Genomic DNA, 12,448 nt, shown 5'->3' on the forward strand with positions numbered 1-12,448 from the left:
TCGAGCCGTCAACACGGGCCTACGATCGTCACACGAAAGCACTGCCGGGGTGCCTGCTCGCAGCGTAACTTAGCCAGCGAACCTCATCGCCGCTCGCAGCCCGCCGTCCGCGCCCAGTTCTCCAGCCCATGCACCGCAGAACCGCACGAGGGGTCCCGTGACCGTCCATCCCAGCCTCCAGACCTACGCCGACGCCTGGACCCACTCCATCGAGTCGATAGCCGAGCTGGTGAGCCCGCTCACCGAGGGGGAGTGGAACGGCCGTACGCCATGCCCCAACTGGTCGGTGCGCGACATCGTCTCGCACGTCATCGGTATGGAGTGCGAGCAGCTCGGCGATCCGCGTCCCATCCACACGCTTCCGCGTGATCTCTTCCATGTGCAGAGCGAGTTCGCCCGCTACATGGAGATGCAGGTGGACGTCCGGCGCCACCACACCGCGCCGGAGATGACCTCCGAGCTGGAGTACACGATCATCCGCCGGTCCCGTCAGCTGCGCAACGAGACGCGTGACCCGGAGACCATGACGCGGGCGCCGCTCGGCGCCGAGCAGACCCTCGAAGTGGCGCTGCGGATGCGCGCCTTCGACGTCTGGGTGCACGAGCAGGATCTGCGGACCACGCTGGGCAAGCCCGGCAACCTCGACTCTCCCGGCGCCGCGGTCGTCCGGGACACGCTGCTCCTGTCGCTGCCGAAGGTCGTGGCCAAGGACGCGGGCGCGCCGCCCAATTCGGCGGTCGTGCTGGACGTGCACGGACCGGTGGAGTTCCTGCGCACCGTCAGGGTCGACGCGGAGGGCCGCGGTTCGGTGGACGGTGCGCCCTCGCTCGGTCCCGTGGTGTCGCTGTCGATGGACTGGGAGACGTACGTACGCCTGGCCTGCGGCCGGGTGCGGCCGGGTGCCGTCGCGGACCGGATCAAGGCCGAGGGCGATCAGGACCTGGCCGACGCGATCCTGCAGAACTTCGCCGTCACCCCGTAGGCACGGCACACCGGTGCGCCCGCCCCGATGGGGGACGGGCGCACCGCCGTTTCCGGCGCGGGACGGACGCGAGCACGGTGGTCCCACGGGCACCAGGACGACGCTCACGCGCACGCGCTCGGCCGTCACGCGGGCACGTGCACGGCCTCCACGCGGCTGATCACATGGTGCTCGCGCTCCCGGTGCGCGGCCTTCAGCCGCAGCCGCAGGATCTGCACGACGCCGAGCGTCTCCAGGACGAAGACCGAGGCGAACGCGATGCGGTAGTTGTCACCGGTCGCGTCCAGCAGCACGCCGACGGCGAACAGCGTGGTCATCGAGGCGACGAAGCCGCCCATGTTGACGATGCCGGACGCGGTGCCCTGGCGCTCCGGCGGGTTGGCCGGGCGGGCGAAGTCGAAGCCGATCATCGAGGCGGGCCCGCAGGCGCCGAGCACCACGCACAGGGTGATCAGCAGCCACATCGGCGCATGGTCCCCGGGGTGGAGGATGGCCGACGCCCACAACAGGGCCGTCATGCCGACGGTCCCCAGGGCGAGCGGGATCCGGGCCGCGTGGTGGCGGGCGATGACCTGCCCGTAGACGAGGCCCACGGCCATGTTGGAGAGCACCACCAGCGTGAGCAGCTCCCCCGCGGTCCCCCGGCTCAGCCCCTGGTCCTCCACCAGGAACGGCATGCCCCACAGCAGCAGGAACACCATGGCCGGGAACTGCGTCGTGAAGTGCACCCACATACCGAGCCGGGTGCCGGGCTCCCGCCAGGCGGCGGCGATCTGCTTGCGCACGTACGTCGCACCGGCGTGCTCGGCGGGCGGCGGCTCGAACCCCTCGGGGTGGTCCTTCAGGAAGAGCAGGAGCAGCACCAGCACCACGACCCCGGCCAGCGAGCTGCCGACGAAGGTGGTGGTCCAGCCGAGGCCGTGCAGGGACCGGGCGATGACCAGCGTGGAGACGAGGTTGCCCGCCATGCCGAAGAGGGCGGCGACCTGGCCGATCAGCGGTCCGCGCCGGGCCGGGAACCAGCGGGCACCCAGCCGCAGCACGCTGATGAACGTCATCGCGTCGCCGCAGCCCAGCAGGGCGCGGGAGGCCAGCGCGGTGCCGTACGAGGGGGAGAGCGCGAAGCCGAGCTGCCCGAGGGTGAACAGGACGGCCCCGATGGCCAGCACCTTCTTGGTGCCGAGCCGGTCGACCATCAGGCCGACGGGTATCTGCATGCCCGCGTAGACGAGCAGCTGGAGGATGGAGAAGGTGGAGAGCGCCGAGGCGTTGACGTCGAAGCGCTCGGCGGCGTCGAGTCCCGCGACACCCAGACTGGTACGGAAGATGATCGCGACGAAGTAGACGGCGACACCGATGCCCCAGACCCAGGCGGCACGCCGGCCACCGGGCGGATCACCGGGCAGGGACAGGGTGGGAGCGGCGGAACTCACCGGTCCTCACCCCTGACCAGCACCTTGACCCGGCTGACATGGCGGCGCACGACCTGCGCGGCACCGTCCGCGTCACCGGCCCTGATCGCCTCCAGCAGCTCACCGTGCTCGGTGATGTTCGCGGCGATCCTGCCGGGGTGGGACTCCATGACCGCGACCCCCATCCGCAGCTGCCGGTCGCGCAGCTGGTCGTAGAGGCGGGACAGGATCTCGTTGCCCGCGTGGCGGACGATCTCGGCGTGGAAGCAGCGGTCCTTCACGGAGACGGCGGCCAGGTCACCGGCCTCGGACAGCTGCCGCTGCTCCTCCAGGAGCTCTTCCAGCCGGGCGATCAGCTTCGCCGAGGCGGGTACCGCCTTGCGTACGGCGAACTCCTCGACGAGCAGCCGGGTCTCCACGACGTCGGCGATCTCCTGCGCGGAGACGGCGAGCACGAGGGCGCCCTTCTTCGGGTAGAGCTTGATCAGCCCCTCGACCTCCAGCCGCAGCAGCGCCTCGCGCACGGGCGTGCGGGAAACCCCCACGGCGTCGGCGAGGTCGCCCTCGGTCAGGAGCGTCCCGCCCTCGTAGCGGCGGTTCAGGACCGCGTCCTTGATGTGGGTGTAGACGCGCTCGGCGGCGGGGGGCCGCTTCGCGGGAGGACGGACGGGTGACGCGGCTGGAGCAGGCATGCGCACAGCATAGATACAACATGCACGCAAGCGTGAACTCATCCACGATGCGGACGGCCGGCCCCCTGCCCGGCCTCCGAAACCTTTCCGCGAAGCAGACGCCGCCCCTCTGCCCCACATCCGGAATGCGAGCCCCCGGATGTCCTACAAAATCACCCTCTCGCACGCCACAACCATTTGCCCGTCCCATCGGTCTCATCAGCGCGCGGCACCCCCATGTAGCCGCATTCCAGGGGCCTTTGGAGCGTCAACTTGAAATTCGGCATTCAACGCGTCAGGCGCGTTTCCGTAGCCGCCACGGTGGCAGTCACCACAGGTGCCGTCATCGCGGGCGGCGCGTTCGCCTCGACGGCACAGGCCGCCGGGCCGCCGGTTCCGACGATCGTCGCCAAGGGCGGCTTCGTGATGAACAACGGCACGGGGAAGACCTTGTTCACCAAGGCCGCGGACACCCGTCGTTCCACCGGCTCCACGACGAAGATCATGACCGCCCGGGTGGTGCTGGCCGAGAAGGGCCTCAACCTGGACTCCAAGGTCACGGTCCAGAAGGCGTACAGCGACTACATCGTCGCCAAGGGAGCGTCCTCGGCCCGTCTCATCGTGGGCGACAAGGTCACGGTCCGCCAGCTGCTCTACGGTCTGATGCTGCCGTCCGGCTGCGACGCCGCGTACGCGCTCGCCGACAAGTTCGGCGCCGGCTCCACGCGCGCGGCACGGGTGAAGTCGTTCATCGGCAAGATGAACTCCACGGCCAAGACCCTCGGCATGACGAACACGCACTTCGACTCGTTCGACGGCATAGACAACGGGTCCAACTACTCGACCCCGCGCGACCTGACGAAGCTCGCGAGCAGCGCGATGAAGTACTCCACGTTCCGCACGGTCGTGAAGACGAAGTCGACGAAGCAGAAGGTCGCCACGAAGACCGGCGGATCCCGCTACATGTCGTGGACCAACACCAACAAGCTGCTGGGCACCTACAGCGGAGCGATCGGCGTGAAGACCGGCTCCGGCCCGACGGCCAAGTACTGCCTGGTCTTCGCCGCGACCCGCCATGGCAAGACCGTCATCGGCGCGGTCCTGACCTCCACCTCGGAGGCGACCCGCACGGCGGACGCGAAGAAGCTCATGGACTACGGGCTCGCGCGGTATCTCAGCCGGGCGTGACGAAGGTGGTGACGTAGGGCCCCGGCGTACGGACACGGGGCCCTACGTGCGCAGAGGGGCCTCGCACACGCTGCGAGGCCCCTCGTCCCGTCAGCCCGCGGCGCGGTGGAACGACGTCCCCTCCACACCGCCGTAGCGGTCGATCTCGTACGGCGCGGCGCCCGCGGACGTCTGCCGGTCCTTGCCCGTGTTCCCGTCCAGGACGACCGGCTCCCCGCCCACCTCGCCGTACAGCGCGCCGTGCCAGAACCCGGTGACCCTCGGCACCACCCGTCCGGAGTGGTCGGGCAGCACCCACTTCTGCTGGGCCGACTTGGCGTCGAAGACCACGAGCCCCGTGTCCGACGCCTTGTACCCGGACCTGGAACACGCCATCAGCGACTGCTCGTCGTCGAGGCACCGCCAGTCGCGGCCTTCGAACGACGCCCGCGTGCGGCCGCCGACCGCGTCCACGACGACGGTCCTGTCATCGAGGTTGCCGCTCAGCCACCGCGCGCCTGCCACGGCAGGCTGCCGCACGTCCGGCTCGGACCACCGCTGCCTGCCCGTGTCCGCGTCGACGCCCAGCAGCCTGCCTTCGGCGTATCCCGTCGATTCGCCTCCGGCGACGACACCGTCCGCGAAGGTCAGCGCACGGAAATCGGCCTTCTTCCACCGGACCGCGCCCGTGGCCGTCTCGACGGCATACGTGGTGTCGGCCTCGGTGACGACCGCCGTGCCGGCGTCCACGCCCACGACCTGCGGCGCGAGGTTCTCGTCGGCCCCGATGGGAACGGCGGCGAGACCGGTGGAACTCGGCGCGGACGGGATCTGTGCCGACCACGTCTTGTGGCCCGTGGCCGTATCGACGGCCAGGACCTCGATCACGGACCGGTCCGGCATCGTCCCTTCACCCTCCACCTCCCTGCCGAAGGCGGCGTACGCCGTCCTGCCGTCGGCCGACACCCAGGGAGCGACACGCTTGCTCCCGAACCCGCCCCGGTCCGCCGGGTTCCTGGTCTCCACGTTCCAGCGCGCATCGCCGGTCCCGGTGTCGACCGCCTCCAGGCCGTCCTCGGTCGTGAGGTACGCGACGCCGTCGGCCAGTGCCAGCGCGGGACGCAACGCCTCCCCGCTCGTCGTGCTCGGCTGCTGGGCATCCGTGAGTTCGACGGTGGGCCCGTCGAAGCGCACGGGCGGGTCGAACGCGGGCCGGGCCGGCTTCCCGGCCGCCGCGCGGGACGGTTCCGCCCGCGTGCCGGACGGGTTCGCATCCGACGAACCACCGCCTCCACAGGCGGCCAACGCCGTGACCGCCAGCATGACTCCCGCTGCGGCGGCAGCCCAGCGCCGCGGCCTCGCCCTCAAGCCCATGGCTCCCCCTCGTTCCGAACGCGTGCTCTCCACGCCCATACTCTGTTACCCGGTCGACGGGAGAGGGTTCAGGGGGCCGGGTGGGTCCTGGCGGTGAAGGCGGGCCCGCCAGTCGGGGCAGGGGCCGGCCGGCCTCAGCCGGCCCCTGCCCCGCGGCCCGCGCCGCACAGTTCCTGGTCCACGAGGGTCCGCATCGCCTGCTGCGTCTCCGGGCCTCCCTCGCTCGTGGCGTACACGACGGCCGTCCTGGACCCGTCCCGGGTGATGCCGGCCCAGGTGCGGTAGCCGAGCAGTTCGCCGGGGTGGCCGAAGTAGCTGCCGCCGCAGCTCAACGGGATCTCGCCCAGCCCGAGTCCGTACCGGACGCCCATCCCGGGCGCGGACACGGTGGACGTCATCTCGGCCAGCTCCGCCGGTTCCAGGAGCCGGCCGTCGAGCAGTGCGGCGTAGAACCGGCTCAGGTCGTGCGTGGTGCTGATCACCGCGCCTGATCCGATGGCCATGCTCGTGTTGAGCCTGGTCACATCGACGCCCGCGTCCGTACCCGTACCTGTACCTGCCCCGAACGTGGTGTAGGCGTGGGCGTGCGGGCCGGGGACGAACGGTGAGGTGCCGGGCGTACTGGTGCCGCTCAGGCCCAGCGGCCGGATGATCCGGTCCTCCACTTCACGGTCCCAGCTCCGGCCGGTCACCTCGCGGATGATCATCGCGGCGAGAATGTAGTTGGTGTTGGAGTACGACCAAGCCGCGTCGCTCGTCACCTCCTCCGAGCGCTGCATCGCCAGCCCGGCCAACTCCGGCGGGGTGTACGTACGGAACCGCTCGGCCCGATACCCGTCGGCGCTGTTCAACGCGGCGATCTCCGGCAGGACTTCGGGGACCCCGCTGGTGTGCTGCAACAGCTGCCGGACGGTGATCCGGCTGCCGTCGAGGCCGCTGCCCGCGACCACTCCCGGCAGCCACCGCTCGACGGTGTCCTCCAGGGACATGCGGCCCTCGCCGACGAGTTGCAGCACGACCGCGGCGGTGAACGTCTTGGTCGCGCTGCCGATCCGGAACCTGCCGCCCGGAGGCATCGGCCTCCTGCTGCCCTTCTCGGCCACCCCGGCGCGGGCGACCGCCCCGGTGCGGGTGCCCGGTGCCGTCACCTCGGCGGACACCCCGACCACTCCGGTGTCATGGATCGCGTCCACCTGCCGCTGGAGCGGATCGGTGTGCTGCGCGTCCGCGACGGCCGGCAGGCCGCCCGATGCGGCGAGGAGGAGCGCGGCGAGACCGGTCAGGGTGAGCAGTCGTCGCCGACGCCTTCGTAAGACCTGCATGAGGAACCCCATTTCCGCCCTCGGCCCGCGGCGCGCTTCAGCACCGGGATCCTTCGAGGGACGTGCCCATCCCACCAACGGAGCGGCGATCAGCCCATCCGGCTGTCCCCCGGTCCGTGGAGGCGCTGCCCCCAGGGCGGCACCGGGGGCTGACCCGGGGAGCCGGGTCCCCACACGCCCAACGGTCAGCCGCCCTGCCCGGCGCTGCCGATCGGGCCCACCACCACCGGGGCGCCGGAGCCGTCGGTGACGGGCAGCGAGGCCTGGCCCGGCCAGTCGAGGGTGACCGACTTGGTCTCGTTCGGCGGGGTCACCACCAGCCCCGTGATGCGGACGCCGGAGCCACCCGTCTCATTGAGCGGGTAGCCGATGGAGAAGGCGATCTCCTTGCCGTTCTTGAGGATGTACGGGTCGCCGGGGTCGCCCTTGCGCGTGGCCGAGATGTCCCCCGCGTTGGTCTTCAGGTCGACGCCCGCGAACCCGGAGATCACACAGTCGGCGCCGCTGCCGTTCGTCAGCGCCACCACGACGCTGCCGTCGGGGTCACCGTCGATGAAGCCGTCCTTCGCGGTGATGTCCAGCCCGTCGGTCGTGCACTTGGGGGTCGCGGCGCTGTCGCCGGAGCCGGAACCCGACCCGGAACCGGAGCCCGACCCGGAACCGGAGGCGCCGCCCGTGCCCGTCCCGCCGGATGCCTTCCCGTCGTCCTGATCCGAGCCGCCCGAGCCCGAGCCGCCTCCCGAGGAGGACGCGGCGGAGGCCGAGGAGGCGGACGACGGGCCGCTCGCCCCCGTACCGCCGTCGTCGTTCTGGCAGGCGGTGAGCGAGAGACCGGCGGCGACGACCAGGGCGGCGAAAGTGATCCTGTGAGCGCGCATCAATTCTTCCTCAGCATCGGTGAACGGGACCGGCCGCTCCGTACGGGTCGGGTACGGGCGGCGTTACTGATCAACAAGACCGGCGGCCCCGTCGCACCGTTCCGCCGAACCACCGCCTAAGACATGCCTGTTACACGTACAGGCCGCCGACACACCCCTTCGCACCAGCCGCGCCGCTCCGGAACCCGCCCCCGGGCCTGCCCTGCGGCCGGCTCCCGCCACAGTTCCGCACACGTTCGACGCGGCCACCCGCTGGGACTGACCCGTAACCCGAAACACCGGACCGGCACGTGGCGTCTCACGCCGGCTTCTGCTCCCGGAGCACGGCGACCGCCGCGTCGAAGGCCGAGTCGTGGTCCGTCGCGAACTCCTCCTCGGTGAAGACCGGTGTACGCACGTGGGGCGGGATGCCCGCGCCGTCGAAGCTCCCTCCCCGGCGGGTGAGGAACTCCTCGTTCGGAAGCCAGACCGCCATGCCGCCGGGCAGGGTGCGGTCCAGGACGTCGGAGAAGACGCCCTGCGTGTTCTCCCCGATCCGGACGGTCCGGCCGGGCCGGTCGATGAGGGCCTGGGTGAACGTCTCGCCCGCGCTGAACGTCGTCGCGGCCGTCAGCACGGCGACCGGACCGCCGTAGCGGGGGACGCCGTGTGCGGGCTTCACGGGGACGGGCTGCGGCCGGGTGTACCGGGTGCGCTTGCGGTAGGCGGTGTACGAGGAGTCGGTCAGGCGCCCGGCAAGGTGCAGGCCGAGGGCGTCCGAGCCGCCACCGTTGATCCGCAGGTCGATGACGAGTCCGGTGAGCGCGGCCGTGCGCTCCGCGGTGAACACTGCGTCCAGAGCCTTGTCGAGCTCGGCCAGTTCCGCGGCGTACGCGTGTCCTTCCTCGCTGCTGTAGCCGGCGAACCCGGAGATACGCAGATAGCCCTGCCCACCGGGCAGATCCGCATAGCTGATCCGCCCGTTCGCGAACTCCCGCAGGGGCTCGCCGCCGAGGTCGCTCCGCACGATGTAGTCCTTGACCTCGGTGTCCAGAGCGCCGCCGATCACGGCTGTACCCGGACGGACCCGGGAGAAGCGCCGCTCACCGTCGAAGACGGTGACGTGTGCGTCGTACAGCGGCGTCACCATCTCGCTGAAGAGCGTGAAGAGTTCGTCCCTGGTCGTGCCGACGTGCACCTTCGGCCGGAACGTGTCCCGTACGGCATGCCAGTCGATGCCCTTGGCGGCGAAGAAGGGGTAGTTCTCCTCGAAGGACTGCCAGAAGACGTCGAACGCGGTCACCGGGTCGTCATCGGATACGGGCTGCGCACATGCCGCCGGGAGCCGGCCGAGCCGGCGCAGTTCCCGGTACCCGGCGGACCCGGACAGCCTCAGCGTCCCGGACGCCCGGACGGTGAGGAGCGTCCCGTCGCCGGACTCGTACACGCCCGGGGCCGTCTGCTTCGCGGACTCGCCCTCGATGCAGCCCACCGCGGTGGTCTGGTACTCCTGGAGCCGCCCGTGCGCGATCGACAGGACGGTGCCGTAGCCGTTCACCCGCCAGACACCGTCGACGGAATGCCGTGGCGCCGCGGCGGCGGGAACGGCCACCGCCCCACCGGCAAGGGCCAGGGTCACGAGTGCCGTTGCCGCTTTGAAGATCCCTTGTCGCACAGTCTTCCTTTCCCCGTACGCGCTCTGCGTCGGCGAATCGACGATCGCCGACCGCGCGGCAGGGGAACATCCGGCGGGCCGGTGGATCAGAAGGGGGATATCCACCGCCCTTCCCGTATGCGGCCGGTCTTCGTTCTCGCACCCGAACGGCCTAACCCACGTTGCGAGCGGCATGGCGTGACTCAACGTTGACCTCAAGGAGAGTTCACCGACCAGCCCTTACGAGAGGGGTGTTCGCCCGTGAATCAATCCGCGAACGATGGCCCGCGCGTGCGCAGGAACCAGGCATGGATGTGGCCACAAGAAAAGGCCCGGTACTCCCAGGCGGTCCTGTCGAGCAAACGACTGGGCTACTACGACTGGTACATCGACGAACACTCCCGGCTCGGCCCCTGGGGCCACGGAGGTCCCAGCTTCCTGCCGTGGCACCGGCAGTTCATCCGGCAGTTCGAACTGCAACTGCGCGCCCTCGACTCGGGCGTCACCCTGCCGTACTGGGACTGGACCGTCGACCAGGGCATCGAGGGATCCACCCTGTGGAGCGAGTACTTCATGGGCGGCACCGGCAGGATGGGCGACAACCAGGTCCTGAACGGGCCGTTCACGTACGCCAACGGGAACGGGTGGGTCTGCCGTGACACCGAGAGGCCGTACCTGCGGCGGCAGCTGGGCGGGTTCAACAACACCGTCAAGCTCCCCACGAAAGACGACGTCGACGAGTGCCTGGCGCAGGTGCCGTACGACCAAGCGCCGTGGGACAGCACCGACCATCCCAGTTTCCGAAACTTCCTCGAAGGCGGAATCGGTCCGGGCATCCACAACCTGGTGCACGGCTGGGTCAGCGGGAACATGGGCGACGTGCTCAGCGCGCCCAACGACCCGGTGTTCTTCCTGCACCACGCCAACGTCGACCACATCTGGACCCGGTGGCAGAAGCAGCACCCCAACGCCTACGCCCCCGTCTCCGGCGGCCCGCCCGGCCAGAACCAGCCCGACGTCATGCATCCGTGGGAGCAGCTGTCGGTGCGGATCAGCTCCGTGCTGGACCACAATGCGCTGGGCTACGTCTACGACACCGAGGAGCCGACGGCCCAGGGCAACGGCATGCTGCCCGGAGACGTCCTCCGCCCGCGCGACAGGATCTACTCGCCGAACGGTGCCTACGCGCTGGTCTACGAGGAGCTCGGCGGCCGTCTGACGCTGTACGACAACGTCAACGGGAACAGGCTTCTGTGGCAGGTCCCGCAGAATCCGACGAGCCTGGGGAAGGTCATCATGGACAAGGACGGCAGCCTGATCGTCTACAACGCCACCGGCGCCGTCTGGTCCAGCAACACCCCGCACATGCCCGGCAACCGGATGTACCTGTCGATGACGGGCCAGGTAGAGATCTACAACATGGCCCAGAGGCTCGTGCCCTGGGGGGCTCCGAACCCGGCATGACCAATTCCGGGCGACGCCGGATCTCGCGTCGCCGCCGACCACCATCTTGGTCCTGAGCCCTGGCCGGCACGGTCCGCCGGACAGCGCTCAGGCCCGGCCCAACCCTGCCCGGAAGGCGTCCCACGCGGCGGGGGCGAGGAGGAGGACGGGGCCGCGGGGGGCCTTGGAGTCGCGGACGGCGACGGTGTGGGGGATGTTGCGGGCCACTTCGACGCATTCGCTGGACGTCGCGCTGTAGCTGGACTTCTTGAAGCGGAAACTGGTCATTCGATTATCCCTTGGCGCTGGATACACATAGCCGGATGCTGCCTCATCCCACCCCGAAAAGCGTCCCACGCGGCAGAGTTGATCACCAGGACGGCGCCGTTGGGCTGCTTGGAATCGCGAACGGCCACGGTGCCGGGGATGTTGCGGGCCACTTCGACGCATTCCTGCCCCGCGTTCCCTCCGCTGTAGCTGGACTTGACGAATGTATACGCGGGCACGCGGTCTACATCTCCTTGAGGATTCCGTCGATCAGTGCGACCGAGTTGCGCTGAGCGAGCGCAAGACGCGTCATGCGATCGAAGATCCTGTCGTGACGCTCCGCATCAGTATCGCTCTCCAACCAGAGAGTGGTCGAGGTGGTATCCATGTGGACCACGTCGAGTGCGCCTGGCTCGGCGAACGACACGATGGTGAAGGCACTGGTCATACCGGGGTGCGCACCCACCAGGTAGGGCATCACCTGGAGCTTCACGTTCGGACGGCGGGCCATGTCCAGCAGGTGACCGAGCTGTCCCCTCATGACCTCACGCCCTCCCACCAGTTGGCGAAGTGCACTCTCCTGCACAAGAGCCCACAGCTCCAGCGGACGGTCACCCGTCAGACGTGCCTGCCGGGCCATCCGAGCCTCGACAAAGGGCTCGATCTCGTCGGGGTCCTCCCAGGAGCCGTTTCCAACGGCGAGCGCCCGAGCGTAGTCGGGCGTCTGGAGCAGGCCGGGCACGATGGCGAGTTGCCAGGTGCGGAGGCCTGTGGCGATGTCCTCCAACGCCACGTACTCGACCATCGATTGAAGTCCCGGATACTGGTTCCACCAGCCGCTCGCCTTACGGCGTTCACGGTCGGCCTTGGCAAGCGCCAACAGCCGCCCGACCACGGCTTCGTCCGTCTCGCCATACAGGTGGCAGAGGGCCCTGACGTCAGGGTCCCGTATGGGCACGAGACCACGCTCGATCTTCGCCACCTTCGCGACCGACGCCGTCAATGCCTCCGCAGCGTGCGACTGACGCAGGGAGCGCGCCTCCCGTAGCCGAAGCAGTTCACCGCCGAGGCGGCGTCCGAGCACAGTTGAAACCGTCCGCCCGCGATCAGGGCTGTTACCTGCCACAGCCAACTCCCTCCCAGTCAATCGCCTCAGTCTGGAGCTCTGATCCATCGAACACCAACTAGGGCAGAGAATTCTCTGCCCGAATCACTTGCTGCCCGTCGCCAGGTTCCGCTACTTTCAGCTGCATGCCGATCACTTAGCGGTAACAGCCGGCGGAAGTGCACCGCCCTGCC

Annotated in this window: 12 protein-coding genes; 3 read left to right on the plus strand and 9 right to left on the minus strand. The window is 69.7% G+C overall.

Annotated elements, in window-relative coordinates:
* Positions 1–157: 157 nt before the first annotated feature.
* On the plus strand, positions 158–982 hold the full coding sequence (locus ACIQMX_RS19385; protein WP_363068524.1) for a maleylpyruvate isomerase family mycothiol-dependent enzyme: 825 nt from the start codon (positions 158–160) through the stop codon (positions 980–982).
* 125 nt (positions 983–1,107) lie between these two features.
* Here the strand turns inward: ACIQMX_RS19385 and ACIQMX_RS19390 are convergent, their stop codons facing one another.
* Together ACIQMX_RS19390 and ACIQMX_RS19395 are read right to left on the minus strand one after the other, a co-directional pair.
* Positions 1,108–2,415 (minus strand): MFS transporter, encoded by a 1,308-nt coding sequence (locus tag ACIQMX_RS19390; RefSeq protein ID WP_363068522.1) that lies wholly within the window; start codon positions 2,413–2,415, stop codon positions 1,108–1,110.
* A complete protein-coding gene (locus ACIQMX_RS19395) occupies positions 2,412–3,086 on the minus strand; it encodes a GntR family transcriptional regulator (protein WP_326660137.1) in 675 nt (224 codons plus the stop codon). The genes ACIQMX_RS19390 and ACIQMX_RS19395 overlap by 4 nt, the downstream gene beginning before the upstream one ends.
* 252 nt (positions 3,087–3,338) lie before the next feature.
* Between ACIQMX_RS19395 and ACIQMX_RS19400 the strand changes: the two genes are divergently transcribed.
* Entirely contained in the window at positions 3,339–4,253 is a 915-nt protein-coding gene (locus ACIQMX_RS19400) for a D-alanyl-D-alanine carboxypeptidase (protein ID WP_363068520.1), read from the plus strand.
* 90 nt (positions 4,254–4,343) lie between these two features.
* Here ACIQMX_RS19400 and ACIQMX_RS19405 read toward each other — a convergent pair whose 3' ends face one another.
* From ACIQMX_RS19405 to ACIQMX_RS19420, 4 genes are all read right to left on the minus strand, one after another.
* On the minus strand, positions 4,344–5,555 hold the full coding sequence (locus tag ACIQMX_RS19405; RefSeq protein WP_402479639.1) for a PQQ-binding-like beta-propeller repeat protein: 1,212 nt from the start codon (positions 5,553–5,555) through the stop codon (positions 4,344–4,346).
* Positions 5,556–5,740: 185 nt separating this feature from the next.
* Complete coding sequence (locus ACIQMX_RS19410; protein WP_402479641.1) at positions 5,741–6,928, minus strand: serine hydrolase domain-containing protein; 1,188 nt, start codon at positions 6,926–6,928, stop codon at positions 5,741–5,743.
* A gap of 185 nt (positions 6,929–7,113) precedes the next feature.
* A complete protein-coding gene (locus tag ACIQMX_RS19415) occupies positions 7,114–7,806 on the minus strand; it encodes a DUF4232 domain-containing protein (RefSeq protein WP_363068514.1) in 693 nt (230 codons plus the stop codon).
* 298 nt (positions 7,807–8,104) lie between these two features.
* Positions 8,105–9,460 (minus strand): S41 family peptidase, encoded by a 1,356-nt coding sequence (locus ACIQMX_RS19420; protein ID WP_402479644.1) that lies wholly within the window; start codon positions 9,458–9,460, stop codon positions 8,105–8,107.
* Positions 9,461–9,751: 291 nt separating this feature from the next.
* Here ACIQMX_RS19420 and ACIQMX_RS19425 point away from each other — a divergent pair, with 291 nt between their 5' ends.
* The gene (locus tag ACIQMX_RS19425; RefSeq protein WP_363068510.1) at positions 9,752–10,903 is read left to right on the plus strand and encodes a tyrosinase family protein; all 1,152 of its coding nucleotides are present in this window, start codon (positions 9,752–9,754) and stop codon (positions 10,901–10,903) included.
* Positions 10,904–10,990: 87 nt separating this feature from the next.
* Here ACIQMX_RS19425 and ACIQMX_RS19430 read toward each other — a convergent pair whose 3' ends face one another.
* From ACIQMX_RS19430 to ACIQMX_RS19440, 3 genes are read right to left on the minus strand one after another with little or no spacing between them, the layout of a single operon-like run.
* A complete protein-coding gene (locus ACIQMX_RS19430; RefSeq protein WP_363068508.1) occupies positions 10,991–11,170 on the minus strand; it encodes a DUF397 domain-containing protein in 180 nt (59 codons plus the stop codon).
* The gene (locus ACIQMX_RS19435) at positions 11,167–11,388 is read right to left on the minus strand and encodes a DUF397 domain-containing protein (protein ID WP_363068506.1); all 222 of its coding nucleotides are present in this window, start codon (positions 11,386–11,388) and stop codon (positions 11,167–11,169) included. The genes ACIQMX_RS19430 and ACIQMX_RS19435 overlap by 4 nt, the downstream gene beginning before the upstream one ends.
* A 5-nt stretch (positions 11,389–11,393) precedes the next feature.
* Positions 11,394–12,275 (minus strand): helix-turn-helix transcriptional regulator, encoded by an 882-nt coding sequence (locus tag ACIQMX_RS19440; RefSeq protein ID WP_363068503.1) that lies wholly within the window; start codon positions 12,273–12,275, stop codon positions 11,394–11,396.
* Between the last annotated feature and the right edge of the window lie 173 nt (positions 12,276–12,448).

The sequence above is a fragment of the Streptomyces sp. NPDC091416 genome (assembly GCF_044756845.1).
Taxonomy (GTDB): Bacteria; Actinomycetota; Actinomycetes; order Streptomycetales; family Streptomycetaceae; genus Streptomyces.

Coding starts and splice junctions, on each gene's coding strand:
- ACIQMX_RS19430 (WP_363068508.1), bottom strand. CDS start 11,170: ATGACCAGTTTCCGCTTCAAGAAGTCCAGCTACAGCGCGACGTCCAGC.
- ACIQMX_RS19395 (WP_326660137.1), bottom strand. CDS start 3,086: ATGCCTGCTCCAGCCGCGTCACCCGTCCGTCCTCCCGCGAAGCGGCCC.
- ACIQMX_RS19405 (WP_402479639.1), bottom strand. CDS start 5,555: ATGCTGGCGGTCACGGCGTTGGCCGCCTGTGGAGGCGGTGGTTCGTCG.
- ACIQMX_RS19425 (WP_363068510.1), top strand. CDS start 9,752: ATGTGGCCACAAGAAAAGGCCCGGTACTCCCAGGCGGTCCTGTCGAGC.
- ACIQMX_RS19415 (WP_363068514.1), bottom strand. CDS start 7,806: ATGCGCGCTCACAGGATCACTTTCGCCGCCCTGGTCGTCGCCGCCGGT.
- ACIQMX_RS19410 (WP_402479641.1), bottom strand. CDS start 6,928: ATGCAGGTCTTACGAAGGCGTCGGCGACGACTGCTCACCCTGACCGGT.